This is a genomic window from Flavobacterium salmonis (assembly GCF_903819435.1).
Classification (GTDB): domain Bacteria; phylum Bacteroidota; class Bacteroidia; order Flavobacteriales; family Flavobacteriaceae; genus Flavobacterium; species Flavobacterium chungangense.
The window spans coordinates 1-20,111 of sequence record NZ_CAIJDP010000090.1 but is presented as its reverse complement, the minus strand read 5'-3'; the positions used below and the strand labels follow the sequence as shown (position 1 = coordinate 20,111).

At 31.4% G+C, this 20,111-nt stretch carries 21 protein-coding genes and 1 pseudogene; 4 read left to right on the top strand and 18 right to left on the bottom strand.

Going from position 1 to position 20,111, the window contains the following annotated elements; translation table 11 throughout:
- Positions 1-2 precede the first annotated feature (2 nt).
- The 9 genes from FLACHUCJ7_RS23695 to FLACHUCJ7_RS23655 form a co-directional block, all read right to left on the bottom strand.
- Positions 3-686 carry a YiiX family permuted papain-like enzyme gene (locus FLACHUCJ7_RS23695; protein WP_180910778.1) on the bottom strand — a complete coding sequence of 228 codons (684 nt, stop codon included), beginning with the start codon at positions 684-686 and terminating at the stop codon, positions 3-5.
- 402 nt (positions 687-1,088) lie between these two features.
- On the bottom strand, positions 1,089-1,526 hold the full coding sequence (locus FLACHUCJ7_RS23690; RefSeq protein WP_180910777.1) for a hypothetical protein: 438 nt from the start codon (positions 1,524-1,526) through the stop codon (positions 1,089-1,091).
- 496 nt (positions 1,527-2,022) lie between these two features.
- Complete coding sequence (locus tag FLACHUCJ7_RS23685) at positions 2,023-2,448, bottom strand: response regulator (protein WP_031454733.1); 426 nt, start codon at positions 2,446-2,448, stop codon at positions 2,023-2,025.
- A gap of 225 nt (positions 2,449-2,673) precedes the next feature.
- Complete coding sequence (locus FLACHUCJ7_RS23680; protein ID WP_180910776.1) at positions 2,674-3,510, bottom strand: XAC2610-related protein; 837 nt, start codon at positions 3,508-3,510, stop codon at positions 2,674-2,676.
- A gap of 93 nt (positions 3,511-3,603) precedes the next feature.
- Entirely contained in the window at positions 3,604-3,963 is a 360-nt protein-coding gene (locus tag FLACHUCJ7_RS23675) for a bleomycin resistance protein (RefSeq protein WP_180910775.1), read from the bottom strand.
- Positions 3,964-4,200: 237 nt separating this feature from the next.
- On the bottom strand, positions 4,201-4,950 hold the full coding sequence (locus FLACHUCJ7_RS23670) for a carbon-nitrogen hydrolase family protein (protein ID WP_180910774.1): 750 nt from the start codon (positions 4,948-4,950) through the stop codon (positions 4,201-4,203).
- Positions 4,951-4,995: 45 nt separating this feature from the next.
- A complete protein-coding gene (locus FLACHUCJ7_RS23665; protein ID WP_180910773.1) occupies positions 4,996-6,156 on the bottom strand; it encodes a tetratricopeptide repeat protein in 1,161 nt (386 codons plus the stop codon).
- 101 nt (positions 6,157-6,257) lie between these two features.
- Complete coding sequence (locus FLACHUCJ7_RS23660; RefSeq protein WP_180910772.1) at positions 6,258-6,806, bottom strand: hypothetical protein; 549 nt, start codon at positions 6,804-6,806, stop codon at positions 6,258-6,260.
- Positions 6,807-7,057: 251 nt separating this feature from the next.
- On the bottom strand, positions 7,058-8,386 hold the full coding sequence (locus tag FLACHUCJ7_RS23655; protein WP_180910771.1) for a TlpA family protein disulfide reductase: 1,329 nt from the start codon (positions 8,384-8,386) through the stop codon (positions 7,058-7,060).
- Between the two features lie 277 nt (positions 8,387-8,663).
- Between FLACHUCJ7_RS23655 and FLACHUCJ7_RS23650 the strand changes: the two genes are divergently transcribed.
- On the top strand, positions 8,664-9,362 hold the full coding sequence (locus tag FLACHUCJ7_RS23650; RefSeq protein WP_180910770.1) for a hypothetical protein: 699 nt from the start codon (positions 8,664-8,666) through the stop codon (positions 9,360-9,362).
- 243 nt (positions 9,363-9,605) lie between these two features.
- Here FLACHUCJ7_RS23650 and FLACHUCJ7_RS23645 read toward each other — a convergent pair whose 3' ends face one another.
- The 4 genes from FLACHUCJ7_RS23645 to FLACHUCJ7_RS23630 all read right to left on the bottom strand — a co-directional run bounded on the left by FLACHUCJ7_RS23645 (position 9,606) and on the right by FLACHUCJ7_RS23630 (position 13,087).
- Positions 9,606-10,187, bottom strand: coding sequence for a YdeI/OmpD-associated family protein (locus FLACHUCJ7_RS23645; RefSeq protein WP_180910769.1), 582 nt, complete (start codon positions 10,185-10,187; stop codon positions 9,606-9,608).
- A gap of 265 nt (positions 10,188-10,452) precedes the next feature.
- Positions 10,453-11,322 (bottom strand): TolB family protein, encoded by an 870-nt coding sequence (locus FLACHUCJ7_RS23640; protein WP_078229525.1) that lies wholly within the window; start codon positions 11,320-11,322, stop codon positions 10,453-10,455.
- Positions 11,323-11,684: 362 nt separating this feature from the next.
- Positions 11,685-12,227, bottom strand: coding sequence for a hypothetical protein (locus FLACHUCJ7_RS23635; protein ID WP_180910768.1), 543 nt, complete (start codon positions 12,225-12,227; stop codon positions 11,685-11,687).
- A 50-nt stretch (positions 12,228-12,277) separates the two neighbouring features.
- Positions 12,278-13,087: a hypothetical protein gene (locus FLACHUCJ7_RS23630; RefSeq protein ID WP_180910767.1), complete on the bottom strand. Its 810-nt coding sequence runs from the start codon at positions 13,085-13,087 to the stop codon at positions 12,278-12,280.
- A 589-nt stretch (positions 13,088-13,676) separates the two neighbouring features.
- On the opposite strand from FLACHUCJ7_RS23630, the gene FLACHUCJ7_RS23625 reads away from it, so the two are divergent.
- Positions 13,677-14,450: a T9SS type A sorting domain-containing protein gene (locus FLACHUCJ7_RS23625; RefSeq protein ID WP_078229522.1), complete on the top strand. Its 774-nt coding sequence runs from the start codon at positions 13,677-13,679 to the stop codon at positions 14,448-14,450.
- A 224-nt stretch (positions 14,451-14,674) separates the two neighbouring features.
- On the opposite strand, the gene FLACHUCJ7_RS23620 is transcribed toward FLACHUCJ7_RS23625, so the two are convergent.
- The 3 genes from FLACHUCJ7_RS23620 to FLACHUCJ7_RS23610 all read right to left on the bottom strand — a co-directional run bounded on the left by FLACHUCJ7_RS23620 (position 14,675) and on the right by FLACHUCJ7_RS23610 (position 16,949).
- Positions 14,675-15,547, bottom strand: a complete 873-nt coding sequence (locus tag FLACHUCJ7_RS23620; protein WP_180910766.1) for a class I SAM-dependent methyltransferase — start codon at positions 15,545-15,547, stop codon at positions 14,675-14,677.
- 69 nt (positions 15,548-15,616) lie between these two features.
- Entirely contained in the window at positions 15,617-16,087 is a 471-nt protein-coding gene (locus FLACHUCJ7_RS23615; RefSeq protein ID WP_078229521.1) for a group II truncated hemoglobin, read from the bottom strand.
- Between the two features lie 559 nt (positions 16,088-16,646).
- On the bottom strand, positions 16,647-16,949 hold the full coding sequence (locus FLACHUCJ7_RS23610; RefSeq protein WP_379781169.1) for a hypothetical protein: 303 nt from the start codon (positions 16,947-16,949) through the stop codon (positions 16,647-16,649).
- 202 nt (positions 16,950-17,151) lie between these two features.
- Here FLACHUCJ7_RS23610 and FLACHUCJ7_RS23605 point away from each other — a divergent pair, with 202 nt between their 5' ends.
- The gene (locus FLACHUCJ7_RS23605) at positions 17,152-17,718 is read left to right on the top strand and encodes an REP-associated tyrosine transposase (protein WP_180910765.1); all 567 of its coding nucleotides are present in this window, start codon (positions 17,152-17,154) and stop codon (positions 17,716-17,718) included.
- A gap of 342 nt (positions 17,719-18,060) precedes the next feature.
- Here the strand turns inward: FLACHUCJ7_RS23605 and FLACHUCJ7_RS23600 are convergent, their stop codons facing one another.
- Positions 18,061-18,762 (bottom strand): hypothetical protein, encoded by a 702-nt coding sequence (locus FLACHUCJ7_RS23600; RefSeq protein ID WP_078226566.1) that lies wholly within the window; start codon positions 18,760-18,762, stop codon positions 18,061-18,063.
- A 486-nt stretch (positions 18,763-19,248) separates the two neighbouring features.
- The gene (locus FLACHUCJ7_RS23595; protein WP_078226568.1) at positions 19,249-19,815 is read right to left on the bottom strand and encodes a DUF6155 family protein; all 567 of its coding nucleotides are present in this window, start codon (positions 19,813-19,815) and stop codon (positions 19,249-19,251) included.
- A 116-nt stretch (positions 19,816-19,931) separates the two neighbouring features.
- On the opposite strand from FLACHUCJ7_RS23595, the pseudogene FLACHUCJ7_RS23590 reads away from it, so the two are divergent.
- Positions 19,932-20,111, top strand: a pseudogene (locus FLACHUCJ7_RS23590) (IS1182 family transposase); the annotation flags it as partial.

Here is a 20,111-nt window from a genome sequence, read left to right as displayed (position 1 = left end):
ATTCAATAAGTATCAATCACTGTTACCAATAAATCAGAATCTGCCAAATTAGATGGCGAAACTACTTTTTCTTCCAGAGGAATGTCATTACCATATCTTTCTTTCAGAATTTTTTTAACCCTTTCATCGGTTAAATTGAAATCTTTCAGGTGTTGTAGTTTCGATAATTCAATGTTAGCACCGTTTTTATAGATTTTCCAGACTAATTCTGAACAATAAATTCGGGTGTCGGTCCATTCAAAAAAAGCGTCGTACTCTTTACCCATAAATTGCTGGCTGTAGTCTTTCATTTTTTGAAGTGTATTTTTATTTAATACTTCAATAGCATTTTTTAATCTTTTTACAAGATAATTTTTCCCCCTTCCATGCGCAATCCAATCGTCTAAACGGGTTAGTTTTACAGGTTGAACAGCTTCAAAAACAAATAAGTTTCCGTTAATTTCATAGACGATTCCGCAATGTGAAAACTTCGAATTGGTTGCAATTCGTACCGCCTCACACTGAGGAGATTCTGATGTTTGAAAGATAATATCGCCATCCTGAATTTTGTCAGGCAAACTTGGCGTTCCTTTTGTTTTGGATGCTAAAAATGGATTGTTAGGAAAAACCTGCAGTGTTACATACAGTGCACAACAAAAACTAAGCAAAAAGGTAATGAGGGGCAGAAGGTATTTTTTCTTTTTCATGTTGAATTTTAAAACTTAAAAGTATTATTTATTTTTTAAAACATCTATTTTTAAAATAAAAGATGATAAATATGTACCAATAGACCATTAATTTCTACCTGATACCAATTCCTATGATTAGTTCACAAGGTCATATTGCGTCAATGACAGGCAGGTAATACTGAATACAATAGCCGATTTACTGGATAACGGAATATTAAAGTCAACACTAAAAGAAACTTTTATTGGACTTACCCCCGATAATTTTAAAAGACCATCAAATGCAGGAATAAGGCAAAACGACAGGAAAGATTTCAATTAAGTTTTAAAAAGACAAACCCCTGCTTTTTAACAAAGCAGGGGTTTGTAATGAAATTGTATTATTGGGTATTTTTAAACATTAGTTGGCTGTACTTCTTCAGTTTATTCTTTATCTTTACTAGGATAAATACCGTAAATAATAAGACCGATAAGTAAAGTTAAAATTACTTTGCCGCCGTATCTTGTATAAAGTCCTAATTGCAGAAGACTTTCTTTATCTAGTTTGTTATCTTTTATAATTTCAGCTAGCTGTTGATCTGTAAGCTCATAATATACATCGGAATCTTTTTTTGCCAGTACTAATTTTGGTTCCTGTGTAATCCATGCCGGAATTACCCATGCGATATTATATTCCTGATGTAATGTGGCTAAATCCAGATATTCTTTTGAGCCTTCACTAACAGTATATTTTTCATTATCAGGTAAATTCGCTACGATTTCAATTTTATCAATTTTGCCAAATGGAATTCTCACCTTTGCAGACGCCATAATGGAAACGGAGAACGCAATTATTGTCATTAAGAATGCTTTTTTTGTCATATCTGTCATGGTTTAAATTTATAATGCTTTAAAGATTTATTTTACAAATATAAAGTTAAAATTAGGTGTTTTTAGTAATCATATTTAGTGATTTTGTAATAGGTTTAGATCAAAAAGAGGTTTAAAACTGTAAAAAGTATTAGTTACAATATCCAAGGCTGAAATTTATTTTGCTGCTCTAAAAACAAGGAAAAATAGAGTTAAGCCGTTGGTTTAAATTGATTTAAAAAATTGATTTGATTATAAAAAGTATAAAATCGGGAGTAAAACCTCATTTATAACTTAAGGAATTGATGTCATCCTGAGTCCATTCAACTCCGCTCAGCCTGATACTTATTTTTATTTCACCCAGCGGGTTATAGTTATTAATTTATATCGAATAAAATACCCTCCCATCAGATAACTAATGGGAAAATTGAAATAAAAGTTCAATCAAGATTTTTCTAAAATGAAAAAACACAACAATTAAGATTTATTATTGTGTTTTTTGTTGGTATTATTTGACGTAGTTAGGAGAAACACACGCTGACCAATAATTTACAATTATTTTAATAGTTTCTCTAATTTCGTTATAATTGGAAGGTTTTACAAAAAAGCCCTGAATGGATTTTGAATAGGCATCTACAACGTGATTCTGCTCGGCACTTGTCGAAAAAAACAAGTAAGGAATCGACTTGAGTCTTAAATCCTCATTTTGATGAATTTTTTCCCGAAGTTCCATACCACTTAACTTTGGCATATTGATGTCAGAAAAAATAATAAAAGGTTCCACTTCTGTTACTGTCAAATAGGCCAGTGCCTTTTCTCCATCATCAAAAAAAATGATTTCATTTTTATAATCAAGTTCCTTGAAAACATCTGTTAAAATATCCTGATCATCTAAATCGTCTTCAATTATAATTATGGGACCGCCTTTATTCATTTTTTACTTTTTGATAAAGGTAACTTATTTATTCTGGTTGTTTATTTTTATTTACAAAACTACTAATGAGCTGCTCAGAATGGGATTTTTAAATATGATTATTCATTACTTTCAGCCAGTTCAAAATCCATTGTTTTAATGAGATCATCTTGAAACGTGTTAATGTGTTTTACGATTCCGTCAAATTCACTCATAATTGTATTTGTTTGGTTTGTATCTATTGGATTACCTGCACTTGCTTACATTTTGTTCGACTAACGCTTGTTTTTTTTCACTCCATTTAAAACAGCGTTCTTTTTCTAAAACCATTTTGTTTTTAATAACTTTGTATTCTGCCGTTGTAACACTTGATCCTGCGCAGCATTGGTTTGTTTCAATAATTCTTTTTCTTTTCTGATCAAATTCTAACGATGTTCCGGAAAAAGAGCTTTCAAAGTATTTTTTTGTCTTTGGATTATAAAGAAAGTATAAGCTTGAAGTATTTGGACCGGCGTAACTGGATTCAAATATCGAAAAATCGGTAAATCCGTCAAAATTAAAATCTCCGGCTGAAATACAATATAGACCTCTAAATTGACAATCAACATCAAATTTTTGAATCAGTTTATCTGTCTTTTTTTGAAAAATTTTAATTTCACTCACAGTTTGATAATCTGTGACTATTCTGAAATAATGATCATCGGCAGAAGCATATTGAATAATCCCATCGTCAATTTTCGATTTTTTTGATAAAGTAATTTTTAACTGTTTTTCATTTTTAAGATCTTTCCAAATTCCTTCTATTGATTCACTTTCACAATTAAATTTCTCAAAAGTCATGCTTGCGCTTTTCTTTCCTTTGGAATCTTTTTCAAATAAAATTAGTTCTTCTTTTTCAAGATTTCCTTCCAAAATTATTGGACTATCAAAAGTGGAGTAAACATAAACTCCGTATGAATTTCCGGAAGTGTTGATTTCTGCAGATAATTCAATAGGATATTTACCTATAAATCCCGAATAGTTAATTTGACCAAATACATTTTTTGAACTAAAAATTATAAGGAAATAAATTAATTGTTTCATATTCAGTTTGGTGAAATTATGGTTTAAGTTATTGGTTATTATTGTGTTGGGTTTTGAAACTGATTGGTTGAGTATTTTATGCTTTTAACTATGTCACAACATACTCTGCCCAAAAGTTAGCAGATTATTGTCAGGATCAAGTAGTGCAAATTCTTTTTGTCCCCAGGGTTTAACTTGTAAATGCCCGTTTGGATGTATGTTTGTTTTATTATCTAAAAGGGATTGATAAAACGTATCAATATCGTCTGTCCTAATGTAAACCTGACCATAATTTTCTTTTGGATCAAGTTCTTTAAATTCAAAAAAATGAATTTGAATAGCATCTTTTTGCAGCATTAGATAATGATCAAAATCAGCATTTCCAAATTCCTTAAAACCCAACTTATTGATGTAAAACTCTTTTGTTACAGTTTTATCACGCATGGGTAATTTTGGACTAATATCTGTAAGCATAATTATATAAATTTATTTTTGCCATTCTGTTTTTCTTCCCGCTTCAATATCCCAAAAGATTCATGATTCAAAGTCGTTTGTTACAAAGTTAAAGACTTTAATTGCAGATTCGTCTGCAGAAAGCCTGCCATTTACAATATTATCTTTGGCAATGGTTGTTCGTAGCCAACCAGGATGAACAGTTGCAATTGCCAGTTTACCCAAAAGCCTGTTATTAAAACTGTCTTTGTCATTTTTTTATCCATAGTAGTGAGAATTAACTACTTCTTTTATTATTTCTTCTGTTTCTGTATTATAGACTAAAACAGCTTCTTCGTTTCTGCCAAGTTGAGCAATTATTTGTCCTTTATCATTCCAGATTGTCGATTTACCCGCGCACTCATAGCCTCCGGATTGTCCTGTATAATTTGCCATAAAAGCAGTCATGTTATACTGTTTGGCAATATTCGATATCCTATTAACGTCTTTATCAATTCCGTTTACAGAATTTAAAACACTTGCAATATAAATATTTGCATTTTTTTCGTGAGCATTTTGAGCATGTTCTTCTATTGAGGTTTCATAACATATTGCGGGAGCTACGATATTTTTTCCATCAAATGGTAAAACAATTGGATTATTCCCTTCTGTAAAAATTTCAGCTTCGGTTTCATACAAATACTGTTTAGAGTATTGAATAATTTTCGCATTTGGGCTAAATATCAACATAGTAATAAAAATATTTTCATTGTCTATAGTTGGTATTCCTGCACAAATTGTTATCTTTTTTGTATCGCTGATTTTCTGAAATATTTCAAATCTTTTGTCTGCTTTATTTTTTGCTAATTGCCGTGCCAGATCCTGTTCATATCCTGTCAGTGAAAGTTCAGGAAAAACAATTATATCGGCTTCGTTCCGGGTTGCTTTCTCAATAAACTGTAAATGATTTTCTAAATTTTCTTCAATATTACCTTTTACGGGTCTTGTTTGTGCGATACTTACTTTCATTTTTGTTTTTTTAATTGCTAAAAGACGATTGTGAGATGAGAAAAATTATCTTTTTTCTGTTGATAAAATCAATTCATCAATGTTGTCTGTTTCATTATCCAATTCTTTTGATTTAATAAAAAGTGCTCTTGCTTTATCAATTTCGCCAATATCAAAATGATAAATTCCAAGATTTCGATATGAATATGAGTTGTTCTGGTCAAGCCTTATTGAATTTTCTATGTCAAGTAAGCCTTCAGTGACTTTTCCGGTTTTGATTTTTGAAAGCCCTCGATTGTTATATGAATAAGCAAAAAGCGGATCAATTTCGATTGATTTTTCAAAAAGCGGAATTGCTTCTGAATATCTTTCGAGTAGATTTAACGCATAACCTTTATTATTCAAAGAGTATACATTTTTAGTATTTAGTTCAAGTGATTTATCATAAAAATCTAATGCTTTTTCATTAAGATCCAATCTACTGTAAATAAGTCCTCCATTTGAATAATCATCGGAAGTTAATTGGAATTGTTTTTCGTAATCATCAAATAATATTTTTGCTCTTTCGAAATTTTTGACTTGCATATTTGCTGATATATTGAGTCTATAGATGTTTTGGTCCCTGAATTTCAATTTTATAAAATAATCCAAAAGATGAATCGAATTTTCGTACTCCTTTTTGTTGAAAAAATCAACTGCTTTTACGTATTGACCTGAGATTTTTTTATGTTTAAAAAGTTTAGCTAATAAATAACCATCATTGTAAATTATAGTCCCGTCAAATAATTCAATTGGTTTTTTATCAGGAATTAGATTTCTAAATAAATCGAGTATAGTTATAGCTATAAATAGTACCGAAAAATGGAACCATATGTCACTTAAATCTTGTAAAATAGAAAGGTATAAAAAAAGAGAAGCAACAATAAATGGAAAAACTGGTCCAAATAAAACATAGATAATTTGTTTATTTATAGAGATGTTTTCTGCTGATTGAATGCATAAACCATTTTTCCAGGATAACATTTCATAACTCAGCCAAACATCCAGAAGTCCAAGTTTAAAATTTAAACTTTTCTTTGGATTTCCATAGGATCCAATATAAATCGAAACTGGCTGTTTTGTTACTATAATTGCCGGAATTGCATGTCCAAGTTCGTGTAAAACTACCACTATTCCTCGTGCAATAACTAACAGAATAAGTGATTTGAATATAAAGGGTAATTTCATCTGCGGTTTTTTTTGAGTAAGATTAGTTAGATTAACGCAACTAAAGGTACTTCAGGATATTTCAAAGCATGTCAGTTTGCTTACTGCGTTTAATTAATGTTTTAATCTTGAGGGTTTTCTCTGTCGACGTAATGCAAGTTACCCCCCATACAATTATTTTCACCAGTTAAGATTTTACGATTAAATAAAGCATGTGCATATAAAATATTTTGGTCAGGATAGCTCATTTTCCACTTTTTTTCCCGAACAATGTGTTTTGCCAACGAGTCAAAATTCACCCTTTTTTCGAGGTTTTCTAAGTCTGACATTGAGTAAAATTGTACTCCTAAGTTATCAAGAGCATCCTGGTTTTTAAATTCGAAATACCTTTCTCTATTTTTTTTAGCTAATAAGAGTATCCAGTTGCGGTTTTTGTCGTCGTATCCAACATTTTTTTCGCGATGCAGCGCTCCGAGTAGTCCATTGGCATCTGTACAAATTTCTCGTGTTTGCCCGGTATTTAAATTTTTAAGTTTAATTACCATGTAATATTGGAAGGTAGATCCTTCATTGTTTAATGAAGCCAAATAGTTTAAATACAACTCATCTTTTTCTACAAATGATGATGCACCCATAATTATAATTGATAAAATTATGATTTTTAACTTCATATTAAAAAGATGTTTGTTGAAAACTAATGAAACAGAGTGTTTTTAGCATCAACGAAAATACAATAAAAAATGGAGTTCAGCTGTATTTTCAAATGAATAGCGACATGCTTTGCATTAGTTTGCTTCGTAGTTCGATTCCTTTTAGATTTAACTGTTTTAGAAAAGGCTTCGATAGATCCAGAAAAGTTATAATAATTTGCGAGAAATCTGGGAGCCTTATACGCAGTTTACTTTTTTTAAGAACAGTAGTTTTACATTAGCGTATAATTCTTAATATATGTTTTCCAATCTACTGAAAAAGGGATCTTTATGAAGTTACCTTCTGGTGAAATCAATATTTTTGTTGGATATCCGGATACTTCAAATAAATCATTGGTCTGTTTGTCAACCTCACTTACCGGAAATGTATATTTATTATCGTTCATGAACGCCAATAAATTTTGAGAGCCAAATGAGAATGTATAAATCCTTAATTTGGAATTTTTATTGCTACTATTTGCTGTAAAAAGAGATTGTAATTCCGGTAATTCTTCTCTACACGGGCTACACCAGGTTCCCCAAACATCAATATAAATCCAATTCTTTGGTTTCTCAGTTAAGTTTAGTTCTTCATTTTCATATTTTATTTTAACCTTCGGAACAGGCTTGCCCATTTTATGAATATAAGTTGTCCAGTAATCAGAAAATGGCAACTCATATTTTAGTTTTTCATAATATTCGCGCAATGACTTTATGTTAGAATCTGATGGATTTGTAAACGCGATATTGCACAATAAATTTAATGCTTCAGTATTTCGATTGTTTTCTATCAGATATTTTTGATATTTAGTCTGAAATCCAAATTCTCTTGTATTCCCGGTTAAAAGAGCAGCTTCATAAAAAAAGGCATGTTTGTTTAACCAATCATTTAGGTCAGGACTGTAATCTGAAGCTTTTTTTAAGTATTCTTCCTTAGGATTAATACTGTATAAATAATTGTAGGTATATGCTAATAAATATCTGTGCCAGGCTCTTTTTTCACCATCCAATCTATCAGCCTTAATTTTAAGGATATAAGGATAAGACTCTAAATTGGTTATATTTTTGTTTAAGATTTTTTCTTTGCTTTTAATAGCAATGGCGTTCTTTCTTTCTAACTCCTGTAAGATCAAAAGACTATATCTTTCTGTTTTCGAGTCATAATTTGAACTGTCTTTTTGGATACTATTGAGTTCTTCCAAAATCCCTTTCAGATCCTTTTCGTTAGTTGCTTCCATCGATTTACTCCACAAGTGAATTGGAGTTATGATAGTATTTATTTTATTGTTTTCCTTCAAAAGTAATTGCTCAAGATATTGTTGTCCATATAATCTTGGACCATTCTGTAATTGTTGGGCAAGTGTATTATGAATTCTGTTTATAAACATTGGTGGGTATAAGTCATATAGTTTAACAGAATATTCGACTGCTGTTTCTGTTTCACCATTACGCCATAAATCACTAAGAGAATTTGTTAATGCGAATGCTTCTTTAGGAATTTGTCCCATACATAAGCTAAAAGTGGAAAGACCAATGGCTAATGTTATCAATATTTTGTTCATAATGTCTGGTTTTTAATTAGTAAAGATGAATAAGTTTGTCAAAAGAATTCTAATCATACTATGTTAGCCTGACCTAAAATGACTTATTCATCTTTCCCAAATGTAGAAAATAATAGTCACAAACCTACAAATATTCATTTTTTACGATTTTAGTTATAGCTTCAATAAAGGTTAAATCTTGTATTTTATCTTACTTCTAAACTAAAAATACTCATAAATAGTGATTTTTAATGTAATACTAATCTGTATTTTTGCCTTTTGAAATAAAAAATAACTTATGAAAAAAATTACAATTTCGTTTGTATTACTTTTTACAGCAATCTTTTTTTTTGCATGTAGTGATGATTCTTCAGATTCTACCGCGGATTCTACTGGTGATTACTGGCCAACAAGTGTAGGGAATAACTGGGTTTACACTAAGGATGGTACTGATGCTTCGGCTAAAATAATAGGAGTACAAGAAATAAATGCTACTAAGTATTACGAATTTAATCAATTACCTATATTTAGAACTGGAATTTTTAATGATGGTACAACTTTGTTTATTAAGAAGAATAAAGGCGATTATTATATTAAAGCTGATGAAATCAATAAAACCTACGAAGGTGTTACTACTAAAATCACCGCATATGAATTCCCTTTTTTTAAAGATTATTTAGACGTTAATCAAACCTGGGGAGGAACTTATACTTTTATAGAAACCAGAAGCTCTTCTGATCCCCTTGTTATGGAAACAGAGGTAACCTATACGGGAGAGATTTTAGAAAAAGGAGTTTCATTGACTGTAAACGGAATCGTTTTTAAGGATGTAGTACGATTTAGATTTTCACAAATGATTGACAACAAATATGACGCCTGGCCTACCTGGGATTATACAGCCGATTATTGGATTGCAAAAGATGTTGGTATTATAAAATTTTCAAATGATGACAATATTGGGGAATACAAATCACATGTAATAAAATCACAGGATTAAAATTTTCAATTAAGGGCTCAAATTTTTTTTTTGGCTTTTTAATTTTAGAAAAAATCCTAATTGGCTTTTAGGTCATTTGTCCTAAATAAGTTTGTTACACTTGTAAAAGGCTTTAATTCTATACTATTCTTAAAAAATATGGTTATCTACACAAAGCAGTAGTTAAAAAAGTAAACCTTGTCTAAAAACTATATTTTTTATAAAGTCTTACTGTAGCTGACCTTGCTGGTCGTATATACTTTTTTATCGCAAGTGTTTTGGTTTAAGATGCTGTTCTGCATTCTTTACAATTTCGTCAATTCGGTTTTGTCGGGTTTCTTGTCGTTTGGCAACTACAATCCAGCTTAATATTATTTTCCTTGACGATTTACTCAAACTTAGAAAATAGTCTTTTGAACCATTGTGTTTCCGGAATGCATCTTCGAGGTCATTCGGTATTATCAGTTCTTCGACTTCGTCCAAAATAGTCCACGATCCGTTTTGTTTTGCAGTTTCGATACTTTTGTAACCCGCTTTTGTCATTCGTCCGCTATCAATGAGTTGTTTAACTTTTTCTTTGTTAATTTTCGACCAGGTACTATTAGGTTTACGTTTGCTAAAAAACTGAATAAACGACGAATCGTCAATCGTTTTTTTTGTGCTGTCAATCCAGCCAAAGCAAAGTGCTTCCTCAACTGCTTCACTCCAGTTAATTGTTGGAATATTCGACTTTTTTGTATAATAAACAAGCCATACAGACTTTTTTGACTGGTGATTTTTTTCCAGCCATTTTCGCCAGTCAGTTTGGCATTCAGGGCAATATGTTTCTGTTTCTTTTGCAGTCATACTTAATTTCGTAACAGTTTTATGATTTATGACGCAAATGTATACCTGACATGTGACAGCCCTATGTCAGGAGTCAAAAAAAATTAGTGACAGTCCCCAAACTATTCTGATAAAGTAATTTTGTGTGATGGAATTTGCTGGCAACTTGAATTTGGCTGGCAATGTTGAAAAAGATTTAAAACTGAAAATCTCAATAGTATTAGTAGTATTTTTTCATGACGAAAACTGTTAATACTCATTTTATTATTTCGTAAAGATTACAGTTTTATTTGTATTTGTTACTGTCAAAGTCAATGAAATATAGATTTTCTTTAAATCGATCGCCGACTTTTTCTTGTCTTGAAAAATAAAGTCTATTCTCTTTTTCGTGAACAAATGGGCAAAATTCTGCAAATTTTGAGTTAATCGGAATGCCTAAATTTTTTGGAGCCGTCCATTTATTTTTTCTGTTAAAAGAAATGTAGAGGTCTACTTCTCCAAATCCCGAATTATCGGAAGAAAAATAGATGATGTATTTTCCATTTGGCGAAATATATGGGTTTGATTCTCTTTCGTTTGTATTAATAGGTAAACCAATATTTTGAGGTTTCTGGTATTTTCCATCCTTTAATATCGAATAATAGATATCAGACAGTCCAGTCTTGTTGTCGTTCTCTTTCATGAAATAAATGGTGCGGTCTTTTGTCATTGAGGCATATGACTCAGAAGCTTCCGAATTAATATTGCCTTCCAGTCTGTAAGGTTCTGACCAGCCTGCATCGGTAAGATGTACTGCCCAAATATCAAAATCTTTCCTGTCAGATGCTCTGTTGGTGTTTCTGTTTGATTGAAAAAGTACCGTTTTGCCATCAGGAGAAAATATAGGATCAATATCTTTCCATTGCCCTGCTGCTGCTGAAAAAGAAGCAATACGGGCTTTAGTCCATTGTCCATTTTCTTTTACAGATTCCATTATGGTCAATGTATCTCTTTTTCCTTTTGACAAAACCCATAGCGCTATTTTGGAATCCGGTGAAATCGTTAAACCAAATACACCATTATTTGAAATGGTATTGGGTTCAAATAGAGTAGGGGTTTGCTGTGCATGTATGTAAAGCGTCAAAAATAGTAGTATAAAAGAAAATGTGATTTTCATATTGTTTTCTATTTATTAAGTGTCGTGTCGCTAATTTAAAAAATAATAAATATTAACGTCTTGTGGATTTTCTCAATAGGATGATTTTAATATTTACTTCTAAAGATAACCAAAATTCAGCTTATTAATCATAACTAATTGTAATAATAGATTCCCGCGTTTGGATATCTTTAATTTTCGATCCAACTATAGAATTTGATGTTGTTCCAACCGTAAATAGAAATACTGACGCCAGAATTTTTTTAGACATTAATGTCTATTGAATATTGATCGATTTTATCTCAGTTCTTTCCGTTTCGTGTATTTTGTCTAATTTTTTCATTATTGATTGATTTTGATATTTGTAAGAGTGGGAGGTTAGCTTACCCATACCAAAAAAAAACTTTTTCGTATTTCTTTTCCTCAAAACATTTTAAGCTTGATATTATTATTTCTAAATGTTTCTTCAAATCTTCACTTATGTATTTTTTCCATTTTTCAAGATTCTTGGTAGAGTTCTGAGAAACTTTGTCAATATAACTTTCTAATTCAGTAATCAAACTAATTAATTTGCTTGTTGATTGAAGATTTGTTGGTATCCATTCTTCATCATCATTTAAATAAACAATGTTTGTCAAAGGCTGAATATCGATTTTGGAATCAATGGAAATTTGATATAGGCATGATTCTATTTTTGTTTCAAAAAGATACTCTGAAATTAAATTATAATAAGATCGGTCTAAAAAGATGTCACAAGAGATATCTATCTGATTATTCTTGTCAATTGTTCCAATTCCTATATTGAATCCCATAGTTGTTTTTAGTTTAATGCATATCCACCAACGTTCTGGTATTGCAGTAGGTTTGGTAAAATTAAACTCATTATTTGGATTTGACAAATCATTCCAATATAACTCTGGCACCATAAAATACAATTCTCTGTTAACGCTGAGTACATTCTCCCGTTTGGATATCTTTAATTTTCAATCCAACTATAGAATTTGATGTTGTTCCAACCGTAAATAGAAATACTGATACCAGAATTTTTTTCAATATTAGCAGAATAATTATTTAAAGTAGTCGCCAGATTCTTAAATTCCTGAACATTCTTATATTTAAAAAATCTTGAAGGATGATTGACCCAATTTCCGGTAGTTGTTTTAGGATAAGGTATTCTTCCTTCGCCCTCAAATTCAAATTCTGTAAAATCCGCGTTTTGCTTTATCAACGCATAAAAATCAGTATAAATTTGCGTATTATTTTTATTCGTTCCGCACAGATAGGCAAATGAATTTGTCGGAATTCTAAAAGTTTTATTGTATAATGAGGTTGTGAAGTGCTTTTCAATGGTTGCGATAGCTATTTTCTGGTCATTAATGTCTATTGAATAGTGATCGATTTTATCTCCGTTTATAAACGTTATTTTCTCTGTGTTTTCCGGTAAGTCGATGTAAGAGATTGCCGGTCCAATTGCAGTAAAACAGCCACCCGGTTCTGCTATTTTGTCGAATCGCACGATTAGTTCGTTTCCTTTTGAAAACTGAGTAGTGTTTATACCATAATTAATGCATGGAAATTCTTCTTCGGTAATTAGTTTTAATTTTAAAACTGTTGATTTTGAGGCGTCTGCACCAGGATATATTTCTTCCGGCATAAAATTAATAGCTGAGACAATAGACTTTTTGACAATGTAGTCGTCATAGTTGGAGCTATTGTTCTTGTCATCATCAGAACTGCAGGCATTCATCATAAATCCAATCATGATTAGTACTATAATTTTTTTCATAACAGCTGTTTTATTTATATAGATGATTATTTTACAGAAGGTTGCGTAAAATGGCTAAAGTATAAAATTGAAATATAACTTTTTTGCTGGCCTCTTATTTTATTAGAAATACAATTCGCTCTTAAAAGTGTTCTTAGCACTCTAAATGTCTCAATCTGTTGCTCATTTGCAACGAGTATACATTGTATTTATAAAAACTAAATAAAGCGTTTGAAAAAGAGGTTTTTTAGATAGATTGTCTACATAAATATAAAAACTTTTGTTTTAATAACCGTTTTACAAACGCTGGAATTTATCTTTTAATTCACCTAGGTACTCGCTACAAAGGTGTATCAAAGATTCAATCAAATATTTTTTTAATCTTGCACAGATTTAAAAAAAAAATAAAATACTTTTCCTACTTTAGCGCGAATAATTTTGAAGTGAATCCAAGACAGCATGTACCCTGACAAAGTTTTTGTCATCAGAAATGGAAAAAATATATGATGTATTGATTATTAGTGTAATAGTTCGATATAACGTTAAGTCGGAAAACTGAAACAGCGACTTTAAAAGATCTGAAAGTAGGGCAATTATACAATTTTAATTCATGAAGAAAATTACTTTCTTATTATTAATCAACTTTTTTTTTAACAGTTATTCTTATTCACAGTTAACTTTAGAACATTCGTATAGTTCTGGTATACAAAAATCAAATATGTCAGATGTTCTGGGAATTAATACAGCTAACGGATTAAAGTATTACACATTCAACAGAACGACAAACATTGTAGAAATTTACAGCCAGTCTCATGTCCTTGAAACTTCTTTTACAATTCCTTTAGATGCAGGGCATTTTCTTTCAGAAATTATTTTCATAACAGACAAACTTTTCAATAGTGATAACCAAATTGAGTTTTTGTACAAATCATATAAGATTGGCGATTCTAATAATAGAAAATTATACTTATGTAATGATAGCGGAGTTCTTTTGCAAAATTTCCCCGGTAAGTACTATGCCGGAGTAGTTAAGGATAATTCGAACAATTATAAATTGATTATTACGGGTTCAGAGCAAAATCCTGCCACAAATGCATACGATTATGATGTGTATGGGTTAACAGGAACATTATCAGCTGAGCAACAGGATATTTTAACGAAAAAAGCTTTTGTATTCCCTAACCCGAGTAACAATGTAATCAATATTTCGAACACAAGCAGTACAGGAAAAGCTGCAACACTACAAATATTTTCTGTTGAGGGTAAAAAAATATTAGAAGAAAACCATTCAGAAGAAGAAATTAAAATAGATGTTACCGGATTTCAAAACGGAGTTTACATTTACAAACTTGGCAACAAGTCCGGAAAATTTATAAAAAATTAAATCTGTTGTAATATTGAGTCACTCAAACAGGTTGAGAGGCTTAATATAAAAATCCTGATTGCATATATTGTAGTCGGGATTTTTATTTTTAGTAGTAGATAAGAATCATAAATGACTAACGTACATCTTTTTTTCTTCAAACATCTTCCCATGCGCTCCTGCACGTATGGATTTGTGCGGGAGCGAGGCAGTTTTCATGAGAACACTTAGTAGAGCAGGCGTAGTTATTGCTTTACGGCTATTGCTACTCTATAAAACTCATATCCTTTTTCATCCCGATTTGGCAGATATTTTGAACGATATTCGATAGCGCCCATATCTTCAATGAGCATCATGTCAAATGATTTTAAATAATCTGATAATTCTTCCGGCTTAAAGCCAAAAGTCCATTTTTCTTCAAGTTTGTCGAGGTCGGTTAAAAGTTTTTCACCTCCTAAAAATGAACCTGGATTTTCGAGAATATCGTTGTGAACGTAAGTAAAAATGACATAGCTGTTCGTTGTGAATTTTTTAATAAACTCAAATGTGTTTTTTATTGCATCTTCTGTGAGATAATTGGTAACGCCTTCCCAAATGACCGTAGTAGGTTTTGTAAAATCAAAATTATGGTGTTCAGCCAATTCTTCAAGGCTTTGTTTGTTAAAGTCAATTTGATAAAATTCAATATTTTTTGGAAGCTGGCCAATGCGGCTTTTATAAGTTGCCATTTTAAATTTTGAAGTATTTGGATGATCAATTTCTATGACAGGAATTGATTCCAGAAAGGCAAGCCGCAATGCTCTGGTGTCAAATCCTGCGCCTAAAATTATGACTTGTTTTACGCCATTCGTAATTGTTGATTTTAATAAATCATCAATATATTTTGTTCTGGCGATTCCTGATGAAAGAGCTCCCGGTATTTTCTTCTGAATGGTATTACTGATATATTTTCTAATAATAGCATATTTAGACATACGTGATGCAAATCGCAATTTAGCTTCAAGAAAATGTATTGCATATTCGTCAGAAAATAATTTATCATTTGAATTGCGTTTTGTTTCCAATGCTCTGAATAGAGCCATATATTGAGCTGTTCGGCTTGTTTTGTGTGTTTTCATTTTTATATTGCTAAACTATTACCGTTAATGTTCTGGTTATCTAAATGCAGTTCTGTAAAATTATATTTTTTAATTTACATAAGGTCCGCCTGTTGCACCCCAGTCCCATTTTGGCATAGGTTCGTTTGAGTTTATTGGATTTTCTGTTAGCTGAGAATTTATAACAGCCAGACGAGTGCCCCATTCGATATACCCAACAAAAGCCGAACGAAATTCGGGGTCGCTTTTTAATCCAATTTCATCTGAAGTTTGCAGCAGTAAATGAACCCAGCGCTGTCTCATTTCTTCTGTCAGCATTTTGCCAATATGTTTTCCAATCATTTTTGCATGGCTGCCATTGTCATTGGAAGTGTATAATTTTTCACCGCCAAAAACCTCAGCAACAAAATGCGCTACATGTTCAACATGCTCAGGTGACATATTTTTGAAGACCTCACCCAATATTTCGTCATTCAGTACTTTTTCGTAAAATTTTGAAAATAAAGTCTCGAAGGTCTGCATATCGCCTGCCCATTCATACAATGTTGGTATATTTTTCATTCTTTTATATTTTACAATAGCTGATGGATAATTGTTTTATGTTAAAGAGAATAAATGAAATACTTGTTTGATTTACAGTGTGTTATTTTAACTCAAAAATATAAAAAAAATAATTACAAAATGATGTTTACTTTTCATAAGAACACTTTGTAGAGCACGTCCAAAAGCCCAGACGAAACGATTCGTACGGGAGCGGGTTATTCTCGTTTAAAAACGTTTTGTAAAAAGGCGGGAGACTTTTGAGAGATTTAGGATTATAACAACATTAAAAAAATTGCTCAAAGTCTAGAGACATTTGCCTTTTCATTAGAGCACTTCGTAGAGTAGAGTGTTTTTATATTCTAAGTAGAACTTCGGATTTTCTCCACTCAATCCGATAGCGCAGAATTGCATTCTGTGCCCGCAAAGGATAGCAAAAATAATTTGTCTTTAATTTGTGAAAGCTCAAAACAAATCTAAGAATACCACATCTAAATCATTTTCTAAATCCGATAGCGCAGAATTGTATTCTGTGCCCGCAAAGTAGATAAAAATAGATGCCTTATAATTTGTGAAAATATCAAAACAAATCTAACAATACTACCTCTAAATCATTTTCTAAACCTGCATAATTTCGTGCTGAACTAAAATAATAATCTTCAGCTAAAGTCACAATTTTGTTTTTCAGAGGATTGTTGTGAATGTAATCTATTTTTTGCCTGATAAAAGTGTTACTGTAAATATGTTCTGCGTGATAGCCATTTTGCCAAACTTTGTAAGTTTGATTCTTTTTTAAATGCTCACAGGCTTTTTGAAAATAATCCAGCATCCATTGGCTTCGCCAAACCACTTCGTTAGGTTTCTCTTCTGCTCTCCGGTTCATCAACTATTGTCTGAATTATTTTCTTTGATGTGAATTTTTTGAAATCCCTAATAATATCAGACAATATAAAACCTTCTGTTCTTCGCGCTCCCGCACGAATCCTTTCGTGTGGCTTTTGAAACCTAATTTTATGTAATGATTGTTTTCATGCTTAAAGCTAATAATTTATATATTTACAGAATAATCTTATTTTTTTTCAGAAATGAGCAGAAATTACAAATTTCATAATCCTGAAGGCCTCTATTTTATAAGTTTTGCACTAGTAGGTTGGTTAGATGTGTTTACCCGAAATGAATATAAAGATTTATTTATTGAAAGCATTCTTTATTGTCAGAAAAACAAAGGATTAGAAATTCATGCATGGTGTATTATGAGTAATCATGTGCATTTGGTTTTTCGTAGTATAAAAGGACAAAAACCTGAGTTATTAGTGGGTGACTTAAAAAGGTTTACCAGTAATTCCATAGTAAAAAGCATACAGGAAAATCCAAAAGAAAGCCGAAAAGAATTTCTGTTGGATTTTTTCAGAAAAGAAGCCCAAAAGAGTTCAAATGTAAAACATTACCAATTTTGGCGTCATGATAACAAACCAATAGAGTTGTGGAGCAATAAAGTGATTCAGCAAAAAATAGATTATGTTCATAATAATCCGGTTGAAGCGGGCTTAGTATATAAACCTGAAGATTATGTGTACAGTAGTGCTATAGATTATTCAGGACAGCAAGGTCTTATTGATGATATAGTTGTATTTAGAATGTTTGAGGTATAAGAAACTCTGGTTTTAAAAGCACTGCTCCCGCACGAATCCTTTCGTGGCTTTGAAACCTAAATTTTATCATAAGCAGAAAAATTAGTTTCATAATGGCTTTTAGTCCCGCTGTCCTTCCAATCTTTTATTTTTTAAAGGAAAATAAAAGGATTTTACCTTCCATCGGGGCTAGATAAGATTTTTTTTTTTTTTCGCCTTATGCTATTTAATATGAAGGATAACAAGTTTTTTTGATGCTAAGGCTTTATTAGAAAGTTTGAAATATAAGAAATTCTGGTTCCAAAGCCCACACGAAAGGATTCGTGCGGGAGCGGGGGTCCACGAAAGCTGTTAGTATTGATATCATTTTACTTCAGCATTCTTTTCAGCTATAATCCTTAGTACGTCAATTAAATTTGGATAAACTGAGTTTACGATTGCGCAGTCCCAGTTATCTCCTGAACACATAGGATAATCTGTTAAACCACCTTTGGAAAGACCAATATTATCTTTGGATAATAAAATTTCATTTGTTTTAGCTGAATACAATTCAATATTTGTCTGTACTTTAAGTTCACCCTTTTCTTTGTAAAACTTCATTTTAGGGAAATTTATAATGAAGAAGTTTTTTTTGTTATTTGCAATCTCTGAATATTGTTTCTTATCTGAGGTTGAGGTTATCGTTGATACCAATATAATTCTTGGTTTTATTTTAAATGGTTTGTAAAGCCTGTATGCAATATATTCCCTAACAATCGTTGCAACATAATTATCAATGGTAAGGCTGTCGTAAAAATTAAGTTCGTTCTCGAACATAACTTTTGTGTAATCAGGCTGTTTGTTAAATTCTTCTATGTTTGCTTGTTTGTCTTTTGTTTTTTGCTCTTTTAGAGCACTGCGATTTTCTAATATTTCTTTTTTTAATTTATTATATTCAGTCAAATAGTTGTCGGCAACCTCTATTTTATATGGTGACAAGACGATTACTTTTAGGGTGTCAATTTGCTGTGCGAATGAATTATTGAAAAATAAAAGCCCAATGATTATCTTGAATGTGTATTTCATAAAATTTTATTGCTAACGTTCTTGTTAGATGTGGTTTATTTAAATGTCTTTTTTATCCAAACGAAATTTGCTTCTGTAACCACTTTATCTAGTTCAAAATGTAAATGGTTATTTACTTATTTCAATTTTATATTCCCAGACTTCAGTAGTGACTCACCCTACAAGGCAAAAGTCTTGTTTTTACTAAAAACGAGTTATTTAAAGCTTCATACAATAACTAATTTTTATCCCGAGAAATTAGCAGCCTAAAAAAAGTGATTCAATATAAGGCTTTATTTGAATTACAGTAGAGTAAAATCTAGAGGTTTTAACTGGAAAAGGAGGTTTTTTCACAGCCTGACTTCTTGGCACTACAGCGGGTTTGGGACTAAATTAAGCCCATTCTTCGGTTTTGCCAAATATTCCAAATACAAGCCCATTTTTCCATTAAGCCAAATACCCAAATCCGTTGTAGTGGCTGTTATAGCCAGTGGTTCTACGCTTATTTTAATTATTTTCACTTTCTCTTTGTAAGTCTTCACATTCATCATCATCCATGTTATCACTCGGGTAAAAGTCAAACCAAACTTGAACTAAATAATCGTGGAAACCCCATCCAATTCCACTTGTGTCATCTACTATTTTTTCTACCCGTTCTTCAAACGCACTTAGAAGATTTTCTTTGTCCATCATTTTCAAAGCATCAACGAATGTTGTTGATAAGCTATTGTAGAATGCTTCATTTACGTCACCAAAGTCATTCGTAAATTTTACACCTGACTCAACATAAAACAGCATAAGGTTGGCTAATAGTTCCGTAGCTGGTTCAAGTTTTTTGAAGTCACTAATTGCTTGTTTGCCGTCTTTGAGTTTATAGCTGTAACCACGTTTAGGGAAAAATGCTTCGAAAACTTTGTTTCGATATTTTTTGAACAGTTCATTCTCGTCAGGACTTACATAAAAATCTAAAAACTCTTTTACCGATTTGTTCTTTTTATACAAGTCAGCAATAAGGTCGATGAGTTTTTCTTTTTCGAGTTTCTTTAGTTCTTTTTTAAGATCTGTAAGTCCCATATTTTGTTATTTATTACAATCGTCCCACCATTGGCTATAACGTCAGTCTGTGAAAAAACTTTCGTTGATTAGCAACAAATATAGAAAAGTATTGTTTAAAAACAGGATTTTTCGTAATGCAACATATACAAGGAATTTCCCGCCAACAAATGCGTTTTTCAAGTTTAGAAGATGCAATATCTGCCGATAATCAGGTTCGTTTTATAGATGCTTTTGTAACCTTTTTAGATTTGGAAAAACTTGGTTTTGCAGTTACTTCTATTAAATCAGAAGGTCGACCGAGCTATAATATCAAA